The organism is Mycobacterium sp. NGS51 (assembly GCF_059812525.1).
The window spans coordinates 47,685-64,378 of the sequence record NZ_JCALCV010000025.1 but is presented as its reverse complement, the minus strand read 5'-3'; the positions used below and the strand labels follow the sequence as shown (position 1 = coordinate 64,378).

The 16,694-nt window shown below is 63.7% G+C and carries 14 protein-coding genes and 2 tRNA genes; 5 read left to right on the top strand and 11 right to left on the bottom strand.

Annotated features, from left to right (window positions below):
* Positions 1–7: 7 nt before the first annotated feature.
* Positions 8–556, bottom strand: a complete 549-nt coding sequence (locus tag AC5Y5W_RS23270; protein ID WP_499889880.1) for a peptidylprolyl isomerase — start codon at positions 554–556, stop codon at positions 8–10.
* 129 nt (positions 557–685) lie between these two features.
* On the opposite strand from AC5Y5W_RS23270, the gene cwsA reads away from it, so the two are divergent.
* Positions 686–1,111, top strand: a complete 426-nt coding sequence (gene cwsA / locus AC5Y5W_RS23265) for a cell wall synthesis protein CwsA (RefSeq protein WP_500012246.1) — start codon at positions 686–688, stop codon at positions 1,109–1,111.
* Positions 1,112–1,274: 163 nt separating this feature from the next.
* On the opposite strand, the gene AC5Y5W_RS23260 is transcribed toward cwsA, so the two are convergent.
* The 10 genes from AC5Y5W_RS23260 to dnaA form a co-directional block, all read right to left on the bottom strand.
* On the bottom strand, positions 1,275–2,471 hold the full coding sequence (locus tag AC5Y5W_RS23260) for a Fic family protein (protein ID WP_500012247.1): 1,197 nt from the start codon (positions 2,469–2,471) through the stop codon (positions 1,275–1,277).
* Positions 2,472–3,116: 645 nt separating this feature from the next.
* Positions 3,117–3,190 (bottom strand) — tRNA-Ala (locus AC5Y5W_RS23255).
* Between the two features lie 139 nt (positions 3,191–3,329).
* A tRNA-Ile gene (locus AC5Y5W_RS23250) sits at positions 3,330–3,403 on the bottom strand.
* Positions 3,404–3,462: 59 nt separating this feature from the next.
* Positions 3,463–4,347, bottom strand: a complete 885-nt coding sequence (locus AC5Y5W_RS23245; RefSeq protein ID WP_500012249.1) for a DUF3566 domain-containing protein — start codon at positions 4,345–4,347, stop codon at positions 3,463–3,465.
* Positions 4,348–4,411: 64 nt separating this feature from the next.
* A complete protein-coding gene (gyrA, locus tag AC5Y5W_RS23240; RefSeq protein ID WP_500012250.1) occupies positions 4,412–6,916 on the bottom strand; it encodes a DNA gyrase subunit A in 2,505 nt (834 codons plus the stop codon).
* A gap of 18 nt (positions 6,917–6,934) precedes the next feature.
* The gene (gene gyrB / locus AC5Y5W_RS23235; RefSeq protein ID WP_500012252.1) at positions 6,935–8,968 is read right to left on the bottom strand and encodes a DNA topoisomerase (ATP-hydrolyzing) subunit B; all 2,034 of its coding nucleotides are present in this window, start codon (positions 8,966–8,968) and stop codon (positions 6,935–6,937) included.
* Positions 8,969–9,187: 219 nt separating this feature from the next.
* Positions 9,188–9,745 carry a DUF721 family protein gene (locus AC5Y5W_RS23230; protein ID WP_500022639.1) on the bottom strand — a complete coding sequence of 186 codons (558 nt, stop codon included), beginning with the start codon at positions 9,743–9,745 and terminating at the stop codon, positions 9,188–9,190.
* Entirely contained in the window at positions 9,742–10,890 is a 1,149-nt protein-coding gene (gene recF / locus AC5Y5W_RS23225) for a DNA replication/repair protein RecF (RefSeq protein WP_500022638.1), read from the bottom strand. Before recF ends, AC5Y5W_RS23230 begins: the two co-directional genes overlap by 4 nt.
* Before the next feature lie 9 nt (positions 10,891–10,899).
* Positions 10,900–12,099 carry a DNA polymerase III subunit beta gene (gene dnaN / locus AC5Y5W_RS23220; RefSeq protein WP_500022637.1) on the bottom strand — a complete coding sequence of 400 codons (1,200 nt, stop codon included), beginning with the start codon at positions 12,097–12,099 and terminating at the stop codon, positions 10,900–10,902.
* Between the two features lie 464 nt (positions 12,100–12,563).
* A complete protein-coding gene (dnaA, locus tag AC5Y5W_RS23215; RefSeq protein ID WP_500022636.1) occupies positions 12,564–14,054 on the bottom strand; it encodes a chromosomal replication initiator protein DnaA in 1,491 nt (496 codons plus the stop codon).
* A 622-nt stretch (positions 14,055–14,676) separates the two neighbouring features.
* On the opposite strand from dnaA, the gene rpmH reads away from it, so the two are divergent.
* The 4 genes from rpmH to yidC are packed head-to-tail and all read left to right on the top strand — an operon-like array spanning position 14,677 to position 16,647.
* Positions 14,677–14,820: a 50S ribosomal protein L34 gene (gene rpmH, locus AC5Y5W_RS23210; protein WP_081968348.1), complete on the top strand. Its 144-nt coding sequence runs from the start codon at positions 14,677–14,679 to the stop codon at positions 14,818–14,820.
* A 21-nt stretch (positions 14,821–14,841) separates the two neighbouring features.
* Positions 14,842–15,195, top strand: coding sequence for a ribonuclease P protein component (gene rnpA / locus AC5Y5W_RS23205; RefSeq protein ID WP_500022635.1), 354 nt, complete (start codon positions 14,842–14,844; stop codon positions 15,193–15,195).
* Positions 15,192–15,536, top strand: a complete 345-nt coding sequence (yidD, locus tag AC5Y5W_RS23200) for a membrane protein insertion efficiency factor YidD (RefSeq protein WP_500012260.1) — start codon at positions 15,192–15,194, stop codon at positions 15,534–15,536. Before rnpA ends, yidD begins: the two co-directional genes overlap by 4 nt.
* A 43-nt stretch (positions 15,537–15,579) precedes the next feature.
* Positions 15,580–16,647 carry a membrane protein insertase YidC gene (gene yidC, locus AC5Y5W_RS23195; RefSeq protein WP_500012334.1) on the top strand — a complete coding sequence of 356 codons (1,068 nt, stop codon included), beginning with the start codon at positions 15,580–15,582 and terminating at the stop codon, positions 16,645–16,647.
* The last annotated feature ends 47 nt before the right edge of the window (positions 16,648–16,694 follow it).

The following is a 16,694-nucleotide window of genomic DNA, read 5'->3' as shown; positions in this document are numbered from 1 at the left end:
GGCTCGGTCAGGAAATCGTGACCGACTCGATGACGACGGCTTCGGTGGGCCGGTCGCTGTGGTCGGTGGGGGTGGTGGCGATCGCGTCGACGACCTTCTGCGACTCGGGGTCGACCACCTCGCCGAAGATGGTGTGGCGGCGGTTCAGGTGCGGGGTCTGGCCTACGGTGATGAAAAACTGTGATCCGTTGGTACCCGGGCCCGCGTTGGCCATCGCCAGCAAGTACGGCTTGTCGAACTGCAATTCCGGGTGGAATTCATCGGCGAACTTGTAGCCGGGGCCGCCGCGGCCGGTGCCGCTCGGGTCGCCGCCCTGGATCATGAATCCGCTGATCACCCGATGGAAGACAGCGCCGTCGTAAAACGGGCCGGAACTGCCGCCTGAGGCGTTCTCGGTCGAATAGTCCTTGGTGCCCTGCGCCAGGCCCACAAAGTTGGCAACGGTCTTGGGAGCGTGGTTTCCGAACAATGCGATCTTGATATCGCCGCGGTTGGTGTGCAGTGTGGCAGTGGCGGTCTGAATTGGGCTGGTAGTCACGGCATCACAGTCTGCCATCACCGGTACCGCCGCCCGTCATCCGGTCTCGCTATCGCGTAGGCCTACGCGCATCGGGCCCGCTGCGCTCCCGATAGTGGCAGGGTGGGAGGTCGGTGCGTTCGGCAACGGTCGGCGGAAAGGTGGCAGATGAGCGCGAAGACGAAGACCCGGTTGACCCCGCGGCAGCGGCTGAACCGGGGTCTGACGTACTCGGCGGTGGGTCCCGTGGACGTTACGCGTGGCCTCCTCGGGCTGGGTGCTCACTCTGCGCAGGCAGGCGCGTCCAGCTTGCGCCGGCGGTACCAGGAGGGCCGGTTGGCCCACGACCTGCAGTCGGCGCAGGAGACGATCGCGCAAGAGCTGGCCGCCGCCCAGGAGGTCGTCAGCGGGTTGCCGCAGGCGCTGCAGGAAGCCCGCCGAGCCCAGCGCCGCAGCAAGCGCCCATGGGTGGTTGCCGGAGTCGCAGTGCTGGCCCTCGCGGGCGGTGCGGTCGCATTCTCGGTCGTGCGCCGTTCGTCGCGTCCGGAACCATCGCCGCGGCCGCCGAGCGTCGACGTGCAGCCACGGCCGTAATCGCTGTGGAGCCTAGGGGATTCGAACCCCTGACTTCTGCCTTGCAAAGGCGAATCCCGCTGCCCGTCAGGGGCTCTCGGCATTCGAGACGTGCCGGATCACTTCCGGTAATCAACCAGCGTTGTCTGCAACTGTGGTCAGCTTGTTGGTCATAGCGTGGATATCAGAAGGTTGCGTCGACTTGTTCTTCCCGATTGATCGCACGTAGCACCTCGATCGCCACAAAGAGCCGATCCTGCCGCCGACCGGTGATCTCCTGGAGGATGCCCTCTTCTATCAGCTTGCCGACTGTCTTGTTGGCGGCTTGGAAGCTCTTGCCGATGAGTTTCCGGACAGTCGGAACGTCGATGACAGGGAACCCAATAAGTACTTCTGCGAGTTCGATCGGCGATCCGCGCATTCCCTTTTGGCGTAGATCGGTGACCATGCGATCACGTATACCCAGGAGGCGCTGAATTTTGGCTAGGCCTTCGCGGGCTTGAATCTCGACCGCGCGGGCGAATAGGTCTACCCAGGGACTGAAGTCCCCGCTAAGTGTCACTGCCATCAGCCCGTCCTGGTAGTCGGTTCGATTCATTTCGAACCACGGTGCGATGTTCAGTACCGCCCAACGCAATTCACCCGCCTGCATTACTTGAAGCAAGGAAATGAGCCTGCCGAGGCGGCCGTTTCCGTCCCCGAATGGATGCAAGGTCTCGAACTGGTAGTGCGCAATCGCCATCTTTGCCACGATCAACACATCCGACCGTGTTGCGACCCAGTCCTCCCACGCCGCGACGCCCGCAACCAGCTGATCACCAGCGGGACAGGGCACGAACCGAGCCTCATGAATCAGGCGATCCTTCGGACCAATGGCCACCTCGTGCGGTCGGATGTCCCCAGCATCCGGGGTGTCGCCTTTGGTACCGCGCACGATTGATTTTTGGAGACTTCCAAGGAAGCTACGGGAGATCCGCCTCTCGGTGATGTTCTGCACGGCTGTCTCCGCAGTGTCCACATAATTACGGATCTCTCGTTGCTCGAACGACATCTGGTTGTCCTGCAAAAAGTCGGCTTCCAGCACTTCTTGAAACGTGGCGTAGGTCCCTTCAAGAGCTGAAGTACTGGTGGCCTCTCGACGGATAATCGGACGGACCAGAATCTCTGGGCGCGGCAGTTGCGCGACAGCCTCGTCAAGCCGCGCGATCGCCATCGCCGCCTTCGCCGCCGACGCGGTAGCACTCGTCGACAGGTTCGGCGCGGGCGGAAGTGGGTCCGGAAGGTATGCCCAGTAACTCCACCGCTTCAAGGTGCGCGGGTCCGTGCCACTGATCGGAACCAGCTTGCCAATAGGTGACCTGCCTACCGCGTCCACATCCACGACGTTCAATCTTATGCCCTATTAGGTTGAACCTAGCCCGCAACGTTCAACGTAGGCTTGCGCGACAGCTACACATTCAACACATTCGATGGTTCGGTTGAACTACATGCTTGCAAGTTCAACCTATGCAGTTGTCGGCGCTGAGCAAAGAGGCGCCTCACTGCGAAACACGAGCGAACCCTCCTTCTCAACCGCGCCTCACCGGTGGCGGCAGTAGTTCTCCATCAGATGCGAAATGCCAACCGGAACAACCCGGCGACGTGATTCACGCTGCTCTCGGCACCGAGGGCAGTGCCGGCAGGACCGCAACTTCGCCTGGTTATCGACCAGACACGGGATATGGCGGTCGGTGTGCTTGCAGAGTTCGCAGTACCACACCGCGGACCCCTTCCTCTTGTTGTTAGGGAGATGGACCACTCCTCACATATTGAGGAGGCGCCGCCCACCAGCGCACAGGACGATCGAACATCACAATTCGATAACAGGTGCCGATCGTGACCCCAACCACTCGGTCATCGCCAACCATCACATCGACCCCAACCGCAACTACTGGCGCAACCAACAAAAACCCCCGAGCGATGGCCGGGGTGATCTGTCACCGATGACGCGACTCAGGTGTAAACCATGACTCGATTCATCACAGGGTGGAGCCTAGGGGATTCGAACCCCTGACATCTGCCTTGCAAAGGCAGCGCTCTACCGGACTGAGCTAAGGCCCCTCGTCGCGACCCGCGGTCGGGTCGGCGGCCACATGCCAGACCTCGACGCTCCGTCGCGACCGAATCACCACCGCCAGGACGGCGATCACCGCCAGGGGCAGTATCAGTCGCGCGGAGCGTCTTGGCGAACACATGGTTGTGGGCCTAGGAGGACTCGAACCTCCGACCTCTTCGTTATCAGCGAAGCGCTCTAACCGCCTGAGCTATAGGCCCGCACTCGCGCACTCGCGTACGGCCGAGCGACGAGATTACCGCACTGGGAGCCTTCGGCACTAATCCCGGTCGGCGAGCGTGACTTCCACGCCGCCGATGAGATCGGTCGTCAGGTTGTAGACGAACGCGCCGATGGTGGCCATCGCCGTGAGCAGCACGATGTTCACCAGGCCGATCAGCACCGCGCCACCGAAGATCGTGCCGCTGGACACGAGATCGGCGCCGCCGCCGCTGGTGTTGTTTAGCAGGTCACCGACGTTGCTGTTGAGCTTGCTCCAGACCCCCATCCCGCCGAGCACCAGATACAGGAAAGCGACGGCGATCATCCAGACGAAGAACAGTGCCACCGACAGCACCAGCGATACCTTCAGCGTGCTCCACGGGTCGATGTGGCGGATCTGCATGCTGGCCCGCACCGGCCCGCGCGACCGCGTAACTACCTGCAGTCGGCTGGTGGGCCTGCTCGGCTCCGAGGCCCTCGCGGTGTCGGGTGCGCGGTCGGGCGCGGGTTTGCGTGGTGCCGATCGCGGCGGAGCTCCGGACAGGTCGGGGAGCTCGCTGGCATACGCCTCGTTGTGGCGACTGTCGCCACGGGCGGGCGCGGCGTCCGTGTCATGCGCCGGCGCCTTCGGATGGCCGGACTGTGTGGTGGAGCCGGCGCCCGGTGCGGCTGTCCCCGAGATGAACCGAGTCAGCCGGGCTTCGACACCGGGGGCGTGCCCCGAGGACCGCGGCTCATGGGGGCCCGGCGATTCCGATGGCGGCCGATGCTGCGGTTGCGACGGTCGCGCGCCGCCGCGCTGCCACGGCGGCACATCGCCGCCCTCGGGTCCGCGACCCGCGGGACGCGCCTCCGACCGGTGTGAGCCGCCGCGGTCAGCCGAGCCATCCCCGTTGGGGTTGTCGCCCGATTCGGGGTGACCCGGCTCGTTCGATGAACTCACCTTGGCTCCTTTGGTATGCGCCTTGAGTCGCGTCAGGCGGGCTCCGGATCCATCTCGGAACCGGTTAGCTGCCTGCCTCCTCCGCATCGTCGGCTACTGCGGCTTCTTCAGCATTGCGTGCAATGGCTAATAGTGTGTCGCCCTCGCCCAAGTTCATCAACCGAACGCCCTTGGTCTGCCGACCGGCTTTACGGACCTGCCGCGCCGCCGTACGGATCACGCCGCCGCCGGAGGTGATGGCGTACACCTCGCTGTCGTCATCGACAATCAACGCCCCAACCAGCTTGCCACGGCGGGAGTCGTACTGGATGGTGAGGATGCCTTTGCCGCCGCGGCCCTGAGCCGTGTACTCCTCGATCGCGGTGCGCTTGGCGTAACCGCCGGACGTCGCCACCAGCAGATATGTGCCTTCCCGAACCACATTGAGCGAGAGCAGATAGTCGTCGGCGTTGAACCGCATGCCCTGCACGCCCGACGTGGCGCGGCCCATCGGCCGCAGTGCTTCGTCGGTGGCCGAGAACCGGATCGACTGACCGTTGGCCGAGACCAGCAGCAGATCCTCGTCAGATGAACACAGCACGGCCCCGACCAGCTCGTCGCCATCCCGCAGGTTTACCGCGACGATTCCGCCGGACCGGTTGGAGTCGAAATCGGTCAGCCTGGTCTTCTTGACCAGGCCCTTGCGGGTAGCCAGCACCAGATACGGCGCGTCCTCGTAGCTGCGAATTTGGATGACCTGTGCGATGCGCTCCTCGGGCTGGAAGGCCAACAGGTTCGCGACATGCTGTCCGCGCGCCGTCCGGGAGGTCTCCGGCAGGTCGTACGCCTTGGCCCGGTACACCCGGCCCTGGGTGGTGAAGAACAGGATCCAGTCGTGGGTGGAGCACACGAAGAAGTGCCGGACGATGTCGTCCTGTTTGAGGCCCGCCCCCTGGACGCCCTTGCCGCCGCGCTTCTGGCTGCGGTACAGGTCGGTCTTGGTTCGCTTGGCGTATCCGGTCTCGGTGATCGTGACGACGACGTCCTCGCGGGCGATCAGATCCTCGTCGCTGACATCTCCGTCGGCAGCCACGATCCGGGTGCGACGGTCGTCGCCGTGCTTGTCGACGATCTCTTTGAGTTCGTCGTGCACGATGCGGCGCTGCCGTTCCGGTTTCGCCAAAATGTCTTCCAGGTCGGCAATTTCGGCCTCGATCTTGGCCAGGTCGTCGATGATGCGCTGGCGCTCCAGCGCGGCCAGCCGCCGCAACTGCATGTCCAGGATCGCCTGCGCCTGGATCTCGTCGACGTCGAGCAAGTCGATCAGGCCCTGTCGGGCGATGTCGACGGTTTCCGAGGCCCGGATCAGGGCGATCACTTCGTCGAGGGCGTCGAGCGCCTTGACCAGACCGCGCAAGATATGGGCGCGTTCGTTGGCCTTGCGCAACCGGTAGGTGGTGCGACGCACAATGACGTCCAGCTGGTGGTTGACGTAGTGGCGGATCAGCTGGTCGAGCCGCAACGTGCGTGGCACACCATCGACGATCGCCAGCATGTTGGCGCCGAAGCTGGTCTGCAGCTGGGTGTGCTTGTAGAGGTTGTTCAGCACCACCTTCGCCACCGCGTCGCGCTTGAGCTCGATGACGATGCGCAGTCCGACTCGATCGCTGCTCTGGTCCTCGATGTTGGCGATGCCGGCGAGTTTGCCGTCGCGAACCTGCTCGGCGATCGAGGTGATGAAGTTGTCGTGGTTGACCTGATAGGGCAACTCGGTGATCACCAACGAGGTTCGGCCGCGCGAATCTTCTTCGATCTCAGCAACTCCGCGCATCCGGATCGAGCCGCGGCCGGTCGCGTAGGCGTCGGAGATGCCTTGCGAGCCGACGATCAATCCAGACGTGGGGAAGTCGGGGCCCTTGATCTTTTTGGTGACCGCCTTCAACGTCGCCTCTTCGTCGGCGTCGAAGTTCTCCAGGCACCAGAACACCGCCTCCGCCAGCTCGCGCAGGTTGTGCGGCGGGATGTTGGTGGCCATACCGACCGCGATACCGCCCGACCCGTTGGCCAGCAGGTTGGGGAACCGGCTCGGGAGTACCGTCGGCTCCTGCACCCGGCCGTCATAGTTCGGCGCGAAATCGACTGTCTCCTCGTCGATTTCGCGGAGCATCTCCATCGCCAGCGGAGTCAGCCGCGCTTCGGTATATCTCATCGCCGCCGGAGGATCGTTGCCCGGCGAGCCGAAGTTGCCCTGGCCGTCGACTAGGGGATAGCGCAGTGACCACGGCTGCGCCATCCGCACCAGGGTGTCGTAGATCGACGCGTCGCCGTGCGGATGGTAGTTGCCCATCGTCTCGGCAACGGAGCGTGCGGATTTGGCGTGACTACGGTCGGGGCGGAACCCGGAGTCGAACATCGCGTAGAGCACCCGCCGGTGTACCGGCTTGAGTCCGTCGCGCACTTCCGGCAGCGCGCGACCGACGATGACGCTCATGGCGTAGTCGATGTAGCTGCGCTGCATCTCCTGCTGGATGTCGACCGGTTCGACGCGGTCTCCGGCTTCACCGCCCGGTGGCAGCGTGGTGTCTGTCATCTATATCCCTTGTACGTCTTAAACATCCAGGAAGCGAACGTCTTTGGCGTTACGCGTGATGAAGCTACGCCGCGCTTCGACGTCTTCGCCCATCAGAACCGAGAACAATTCGTCGGCGGCGGCCGCGTCGTCGAGAGTCACCTGGCGCAGCACCCGAACCGATGGATCCATGGTGGTCTCCCACAGCTCCTTGGCGTCCATTTCGCCGAGACCCTTGTAGCGCTGGATGCCGTCATCCATGTTGATCTTCTTGCCGGCGGCCTTACCCGCCTCCAGCAGACCGTCGCGTTCCCGGTCGGAGTACGCGAACTCGGGATCAGATCCGCGCTGCCACTTCAACTTGTACAACGGCGGCTGCGCCAAGAACACGTGCCCGTTCTCGATCAGCGGACGCATGAAGCGGAAAAGCAGTGTCAGTAGCAACGTGGAGATGTGCTGACCGTCGACGTCGGCGTCGGCCATCAGCACGATCTTGTGGTAGCGCAGCTTGGTGATGTCGAATTCGTCGTGAATGCCGGTGCCCAGCGCGGTGATGATCGCCTGGACCTCGGTGTTCTTCAGCACCCGGTCAATACGGGCCTTCTCGACGTTGATGATCTTGCCGCGCAACGGAAGGATCGCCTGGAACATCGAATCGCGGCCGCTCTTGGCGGAGCCACCGGCCGAATCACCCTCCACCACATACAGTTCCGACTTACGCGGATCGGTGGAACGACAGTCGGCGAGCTTGCCGGGCAGCCCACCCAAATCGGTAGCGCTCTTGCGGCGCACCAGTTCTCGGGCTTTACGGGCAGCGATGCGGGCTTGCGCCGACGACACCGCCTTGTTCACCACCGTCTTGGCGTCACTCGGATTGGCCTCGAACCAGTGGGTGAGCTGTTCGTTGCACACCTTCTGCACAAACGACTTGACTTCGGTGTTGCCCAGCTTTGTTTTGGTTTGACCCTCGAACTGCGGTTCGCTGACCTTCACCGAAATCACCGCGGCCAAACCCTCACGGATGTCATCCCCGGTGAGGTTGGGATCTTTGTCTTTGAGCAGCTTCTTGTCTTTGGCGTATTTGTTCACCACCGAGGTCAGCGCCGCGCGAAAGCCCTCCTCATGAGTACCGCCCTCGTGCGTGTTGATCGTGTTGGCGAATGTGTGTACTGACTCCGAATAGCCGGCGTTCCACTGCATGGCGATTTCGACCTCGTGGCCCGGGCCCTTGCCGGAGAAGTCGACGATGCTGCTGTGGATCGAATTCTTGGTGCGGTTGATGTGTTTCACGAAGTCGACCAGGCCGCCCGGGTAATGGAAGGTGCGGTGCTTGACCTTCTGCGGAGCGTTGCGCTCGTCGGCCTGCTCACGCGCTGACTTCGGCGCTTCGGCCGTGTCGCTGACGACCTCGTCGACCACTTCCTCGGCAGCGACGCGCTCGTCAACCAGGTCGATGGTCAACCCCTTGTTGAGGAAGGCCATTTCTTGCAGCCGCCGCGCCACCGTCTCGAAGTCGTATTCGGTGGTCTCGAAGATGTCCGGGTCGGCCCAGAAGCGCACCGTCGTTCCGGTCTTCTTGGTCTTCTCGCCCTGTTTGATGGTGCCGGGCACCGAATGGTCGTAGAACTGTGCCCATTCGTAGCCGTCGCGGGAGATCTCGACCTCGAGCCGAGTCGACAACGCATTGACCACCGATACGCCTACCCCGTGCAAGCCGCCCGAGACCGCGTACGCGCCGTCATCGCCACCGAACTTGCCGCCGGCATGCAGCTGGGTCATCACGACGTCGACGGTGGGCATGCCCGTCGAATGCATCGATACCGGGATACCGCGACCGTCGTCGGTCACCTGAACGCCGCCATCCTCGAGGATCTTCACGTCCACTGTGGAGGCAAAACCGGCCATGGCTTCGTCCACCGCGTTGTCGACGACTTCCCAGATAAGATGGTGCAGACCCCGCTCGCCGGTGGACCCGATATACATGCCCGGTCGTTTGCGAACGGCTTCCAGCCCTTCAAGAACCTGGATGTCCCCGGCGTCGTACGAATTGCGGGCCTTCTTCTGGGCAGCCACGGTCGGACAGCTCTCCTTGGGGTTGCGTGGACGCGGTGCAGTTACCGCGCGCTGGTTCTCGGCCAGTCTACCGGTAAGGGCCGACAGCACCGACTCTGCGAGGGCGTTTCTACACAGCTATCCGGCTCGTGCGCGGAATTTTTCAGTCTTGGTTGCGTCCTGACGCTTGCCAGACGAACTCGCTTCCTTGTGACGGCTGTGAGCCGATCGTTGAAATCCTCAGCCATAGGTATCGCGCGGGCCCCTTCCGGCGATGTGCAGTGGGCCTTTCCGCCACGACGGCGCCGTCGGTCCGGTGATTTTCAGCGAGGTCACCACACCGTTTCCGACTTCCGCAGCGATTTTTGCTATCAGCTGGGCCTGCATGATCCGCAATTGGGTCGCCCAGGCCGTGGATTCGGCCGCCACACTCAACACCCCGTCGCGCAGCGCCGTCGGTGTGGCGTGTTCGGCGATCTGTTGACCCACTACCGAGGACCATTGCCCGAACACGGCTCCCTCGGCGACCCGTGCAGACCATCCCCGCTTCTTGGCCACATCGCGCGCCGCCCTGCCCAGCGGTTGCGGGTCTCGAGTATCGGGACCTGGCCCGGACCAGCGTCGGCGGCTCGAGCTACCGGCTACCCGACGGGCAGTTGGCCGCAACGGCCGGCCGCGCCCGACATCTTTGCCCTGACTGCGGGCAGCGCCGCGCGCCTCCTCGAGGGTGCGCCTGACCAGGTCCATACCGGGTAAGCCGCGGAGGTGTTCGGGCGGACCCGCCTCGGAGCCGGTCATGGTTGAACCACCGAGATGCGGCCGTCGTCACCGTCGTGCAATGCGATAGTCACCCGGGTGGCATCCCAGTCGCGGGGTATGTCATCGGCGACCGCGGCGGTCACCAATACTTGCTCCGCCGACGCCGCTGCAGCGGCCAAGGCTTGCCGCCGGCCCACGTCGAGTTCAGCGAACACGTCGTCGAGCAACAACACCGGCTCGCCTCCGTCTGCGCGCAGTAATTCGTAGGCGGCCAGCCGCAGCGCCAACGCCATCGACCACGATTCCCCGTGGCTGGCAAAGCCTTTCGCGGGCTGATCACCGAGCCGCAATTCCAGATCGTCGCGGTGCGGACCAACCAGGGACACCCCCCGTTCCAGTTCGGTGTCGCGGCGCCGGGACATCTCCGCCAATAATGCGCCTTCGAGGAACACCGGGTCGATACCGGCATCGGGGGAGGTATCGATGCTGGCGCGGTAACCGATCGAGGCCAACCGCGAGCCGGGGGCCAACAGCTCGTAGGCTTTCTGAACTTCGGGGGCCAATTCGTTCACCAACTCCATCCGGGCCGCCATCAATTCGGCGCCGCGGGCGGCAAGGTGTCCGTCCCATACGTCGAGCGTGTCCAGCACACCGTGGTCATCGCGGTATCGTGCGCCAGCCGCCGACTTGAGCAGCGCTGTGCGTTGACGCAGCACTTTGTCGTAGTCGGCCCGTACCGCCGCAATCCGGGGCCGCCGTACGGTGGCCAAATCGTCGAGATAGCGTCGGCGCTCCGCAGGGTCACCGCGGACCAGCGCCAAATCCTCTGGGGCGAACAGCACCGCACGTAGCACTCCCACCACTTCACGGGCACTGCGTACCGGCGTGCGGTTGAGTCGCGCCTTGTTGGCGCGTCCAGCGGTGATTTCCAGGTCGACCGCGCATTCCCGGCCGTCGTTGACCACAATCGTCGACACCACCGCCCGCGATGCCCCCACCCGAATCAGCGGCGCATCCGTGGCCACCCGATGAGAATTCAGAGTTGACGAATACCACAGCGCTTCAACCAGATTCGTCTTCCCGTAGCCGTTGGGCCCGACAAGGACGGTGCGTCCAGGTCCCAATTCGAGGTCAACATTTGACCACGACCGGAAGTCGCGCAGGCCAAGACGACGCACGTACACGCGACCCCGCTAACCGGGCAAACGGACCGGCATCAACAAGTAGACGTAGTCGGTCGGCACGGCAGGAAAGGGCCCGTTATCGCTTGCCGCGACGTCGTCGGATGCGGGCCGTAACACGGCGGGCCGGCTGGGCGTAGTAAAGCCGAACGAAACGCGTTCCGAATGCAGCGACCCCAGCCCGTCAGTCAGGTAGGTCGGGTTGAACGCGATCGTCAGGGGCTCACCGGCGAACTCGACTGGCAGATCCTCTTCGGCACGGCCGACGTCATCTGCCCCGGCCGAAAGTCGCAGCGCATCCTCACCGAATTCCATCCGGACCTGCGCGCCCCGGTCGGCGACCAGCGCGACACGTTTGATGGCTTCGGTCAACTCGCTCACCCCGACAGTTGCCACCGCCGTATGTTCGGTCGGCAACAGCTGGCGAAACTTCGGGAACTCGGCATCCAGCAACCGGGTGGTACTGCGCTTGCCATTACCGCTGATCCCGAGCAAGCCGTCTTGACCGACGGCGGACCCAGCGCCCAACGACAACCGCACATCCGAGCCGTCGGCGCCGGTCTTGGCGGCCTCGGCCAGTGTCTTGGCCGGCACCAGCACCGCGGCTTCGATGTCGGGCGTGATCGACGACCAGGAGAGCTCGCGAACCGCCAATCGGAACCGGTCGGTGGCGGCCAGCACCACCGTGTCGCCCGAAATCTCAACCCGGATTCCAGTCAGCATCGGCAACGTGTCGTCGCGGCCGGCTGCCACGGCAACCTGGCCGATGGCTTCGGCGAACAGATCCGCTGACAACGCCCCCGTCTCTTCGGGTAGTGCCGGCAGCGTCGGGTAGTCCTCGACGGCCATCGTCGGCAGCGAAAACCTGGCGCTTCCGCACGTCAACGACACCCGCGTCCCGTCGACGTGGACGTCCACAGGTTTGTTCGGCAACGCCCGGGTGATATCCGATAGCAGCCTGCCGGACACCAAAACCGTTCCAGGTGAGGCGATTTCGGCCGCAAGTCGGACCTCGGCGGAAACCTCGTAGTCGAATCCGGAAATGGTCAGCCCGTCGTCCGAGCCGGTCAGCAGTACGCCGGCAAGCACTGGCACCGTCGGCCTGGAGGGCAGATTCCTCGCCACCCACGCCACCGCGTCGGCGAAGTCTTCCCGCACCAGGCGGAACTTCAAGTCGGTGAGGCCGACTCTCGTCGTCGTCGCCACGTCCATAGCGTCCCTTCATCACCTCGAACAAGATTCATACTCAGCGGCTACTCCCCGGTGACGAACGCCTGTGCGTGTAATCCGCCGCGACGGCCGTAACGGCAGTCGAACAACAACCGTAGAGCTTCCGGCGCCATCTTGAAAGCTAATCGATCGCAATGACACTCGATGGCGGCGCCGCGCCTTCCCAGGTGTGGAACGGTGCTTCCCCAGGGTTGTTTTCGAAGAACAAACTACGAAGAGATACCAGTAACAGTATTAAGTCCTGTGCAAACTGGGGACGACGCGGTGTCCGCGCTGCTGGGGGAGTCGACGGGCTGTGGATGACGTTACGGGCGGCTGTGGGGTTTGTGTGTGGCCGCTGGGGATCGCGCGGGTTCTGCACGAGATACCGCAACACAGCTGGCTCATGCCGACCAGTTGCTCACAGCTGTATGCACAGCACGAGAAGGTCAAAAAATTTTGGAAACTCAGCGCTTGGAACGCTGGCGAATGCGGGTGGTGAGTTCTTTAACGTGATCGAAGACCTCGCGTCGCTCGGCCATCTCGCCACGAACCTTGCGTTCGGCATACATGACCGTGGTGTGGTCTCGGCCGAATGCCTGTCCGATCTTGGGCAGCGACAGGTCGGTGAGCTCGCGGCATAGATACATCGCGATTTGTCGGGACTGGGCCAGCGCGCGGGTCTTGCCAGGGCCGCGGAGCTCCTCAACGGTGGTATCGAAGTATTCGGCAGTGGCGGCCATGATGGTGGCCGAGCTGATCTGCATCGTGCTGGCATCGGCGATGAGGTCACGCAGCACGATCTCGGCGAGCGCCTTGTCGATCGGCGTCTTGTTCAGCGACGCGAACGCGGTGACGCGGATCAATGCGCCTTCGAGTTCGCGGATGTTGCGTTCGATGCTGCTGGCGATCAGCTCGAGTACATCGTCGGGAACAGCCAAGCGTTCCATCTGCGCCTTTTTGCGCAGGATGGCGATTCGGGTTTCGAGCTCGGGCGGCTGCACATCGGTGATCAGTCCCCACTCGAAGCGGGTCCGCAGCCGGTCTTCCAGGGTTGCCAGTTGTTTCGGCGGGCGGTCGGAAGAGATCACGATCTGCTTGTTGGCGTTGTGCAGCGTGTTGAACGTATGGAAGAACTCTTCCTGGATGCCTTCTTTGCCCTCGATGAATTGGATGTCGTCGACGAGCAAGACGTCCACGTCGCGGTAGCTGCGTTTGAAGGCCACCTTGCGGTCATCGCGCAATGAGTTGATGAAGTCGTTGGTGAACTCTTCGGTGGAGACGTACTTGACGCGCATGCCAGGGAACAGCCGCTGGGCGTAGTTGCCGGCCGCATGCAAAAGGTGTGTCTTACCCAGTCCAGACTCGCCCCAGATGAACAACGGGTTGTAGGCGCGGGCGGGTGCTTCAGCAATCGCCAGGGCGGCCGCGTGAGCGAACCGATTAGACGCTCCGATGACGAAGGTTTCAAATGTGTAGCGACGGTTGAGGCTGGTGCCGCCGCCGGCCGCCGCGTCGTTGCCGTTGGGGCGTTCGGTGAAGTAGGTCGGCCAATTTGCGTGCGCCGCAGCGAGCGCTTCGCGATCGTCATCGACTTCGTCGGAGTCGTCCGGGAGCGCTGTCGCGCTGGAGTCGGGCTCGTCTTCGGGCGGCGGGGCGATGCGCACGCCGAGCTCGACCTGTTGTCCGAGTCGTCGGCTCAGGGCCTCGGTGATCTGACTGCGTAGATGACGCTCGATTTCGTTTTGCACGAAGCCGCTGGGCACCGACAGCAGAGCAAAGCCTTCGACGATCGTGAGCGGCTGCACCAGGTTCAACCAGGCTTTTTGCTGGGGTGTCAGCGGTGTGAGGAAGGGTTCACCGTTGCTGGGGGCGTCGTCCGGATGGAGTTCACCGTTGAGCTCAGAGACAACCGCGTTCCAGACGGTCGCAAAACCTACACCGGGATCATCGCTCAACGACGGATCCCCCTGCTTCGAACTCGAGCTATAACCATTAATCGCGCCGACGAGCTGTCCACATGGTTATCCACAGGTGTGGACAGGAGGGTCGTCATCGCGGCACTATCTGCTGTCGGCGATGGCATGCGAGATCGGCGCTTCCGACAGCCAGCATAGGTTGTCTGGGCAGTGGGCCGAACCGCCATCCTCGCTACGTTGTCGGGGACCGTTCCGATCTGGAACAGCTTGAAAACTGCACCGCCCGAAGCTAACAGTTTTCCGTGGAAGTGCCAACCATTCTGCGACATTCGCCGCCGCCTCGATGAGGTTGCGACAAGGCGCCGTGACGGGTGTGAAAACAGTTAAGGATCGAACCCGGTTCCGGCCACGCGCGGGGAATCGCGGGCGCTGTCCGGCGGCCTTCCGGCGGGAGCAGGTTTGACCCGGAGAGGCCTCGTCAGTACCCTCAAACAGTCGCCCGAAAGTCGGCGATACGGCAGCGATCCGGGTGATCCGTCCGGGGCCCGCGCCGGTTACCACCGAGACACAGAGCCTATCGAGGGCTTCGTGCGGGCGATCGCGTCCGACCCACCTAGCTAAGTGGCCGGAATGCGATGCCAGATGCGACGAGGAGAGAGCCGTGGCGAAGGGCAAGCGGACCTTCCAGCCGAACAACCGGCGCCGAGCCCGCGTGCATGGCTTCCGGCTGCGGATGCGCACCAGGGCCGGGCGCGCGATCGTTTCCAGCCGGCGTCGCAAGGGGCGCCGCTCACTCACTGCCTGACCCTTCCCAGGTGTCAGAGCGGTGCTTCCCGCGCACAACCGCATGACGCGGTCCGTAGATTTCGACGCCACGGTTAAGCACGGACGACGAGCCGTGCAACCCGACGTCGTGATCCATGCCCGGCAGGCCCCGCCCGCGACCTCGCCGAAGATCGGGTTGATCATCGCGAAATCAGTTGGCTCGGCAGTGGACCGCCACCGGGTGGCGCGGCGGCTACGACATGTGGCACGAGCGGTATTGCCCGAGTTGGACAATGTCGACCAGGTGGTGATTCGCGCACTGCCCAGCAGTCGCGAAGCGATCTCGCCGCGATTGGAGCAGCAATTGCGAACCGGCCTAGCGCGGATACGTCAAGCGACGGGACCGGCGCAGTGAAGGCGGTGACCGCCGGTCGCGCTGGCCGTATCGGCAAGGCGGGGGCAGCCGCAGCACGGGGGTTGATCTTCTTGATCCAGCTGTACCGGCACATGGTGTCGCCGCTGCGGCCGGCGACATGCCGGTTTATCCCGACCTGTAGCCAATACGCGGTGGATGCGCTGGCCGAATACGGCCTGCTGCGGGGGAGTTGGCTGGCCGCAGCCCGGCTAGTCAAGTGCGGACCGTGGCATCGGGGAGGATGGGATCCGATACCTGAGCGCCGGACCGTTCCGGCCCAGATGGGGCATGCCGGCGGCACCCCAGTGAAGCAAGGGGAGAGTGCGTCCGTTGTCGTTTGATCTGGTCAGCCTGGACATCTTCTACTATCCGGTGTCCGCGATTATGTGGGTCTGGTACAAGGCGTTTGCCGCCGTGCTGGGCCCCTCGAACTTCTTCGCGTGGGCGTTATCGGTGATGTTCCTGGTGTTCACCCTGCGTGCAATCCTCTACAAGCCGTTCGTCCGGCAGATCCGCACTACCCGACAAATGCAGGAGCTGCAGCCGCAGATCAAGGCGCTGCAGAAGAAGTACGGCAAGGATCGCCAGCGGATGGCGATGGAAATGCAGAAGCTGCAGCGCGAACACGGCTTCAATCCGATCCTGGGCTGCCTACCGATGCTGGCCCAGATCCCGGTGTTTCTCGGGCTTTATCACGTGCTGCGTTCGTTCAACCGTACGACGGGTGGGTTCGGGCAGCCGCACTTGTCGGTGGCCGCGAACCGCGCCACGGGCAACTACGTGTTCAGCCCGACGGATGTGGCGCACTTCCTGGATGCCAACCTGTTCGGCGCGCCGATCGGCGCGTTCATGACCCAGCGCACCGGGCTGGATGCGTTCACCGAATTCAGTCGCCCAGCCGTCATTGCGGTGGGGTTGCCGGTAATGATCCTGGCCGGGGTGGCGACGTACTTCAACAGCCGCGCATCGGTCGCCCGGCAGAGCCCTGAGGCCGCCGCGAATCCGCAGACCGCGATGATGAACAAGCTTGCGCTGTATGTCTTTCCGCTCGGCGTGGTGGTCGGTGGACCGTTCCTGCCGCTGGCGATTATTCTCTACTGGTTTTCCAACAACATCTGGACCTTCGGTCAGCAGCACTATGTGTTCGGGATGATCGAGAAAGAGGAAGAAGCGAAGAAGCGCGAGGCGTTGGAGCGGCGCGCGGCGAACGCGCCGGCGCCCGGAGTTAAGCCGAAGCGCTCCGCGAAGTCTGGGCCGGCCGGCGGGGGAGAGTCGCCGACGGCCGCAACCGAGGAAATGGCGGAGGCGTCAAGCGCCGAACCCAACGGTGAGGCAACCGATTCCCAACGGTCGAAGGCGAAAGCGGGTAAGCCCAATCAACCGACGCGCGACGGTAATTCGCCCAGTCGGACCCCGCGTCCCGGGGCCAGACCGAAAAAGCGCAAACGGTGACGGCGCCGCGACGATTGACGCAGACGTGCAAAAGCACCGCGCGACTT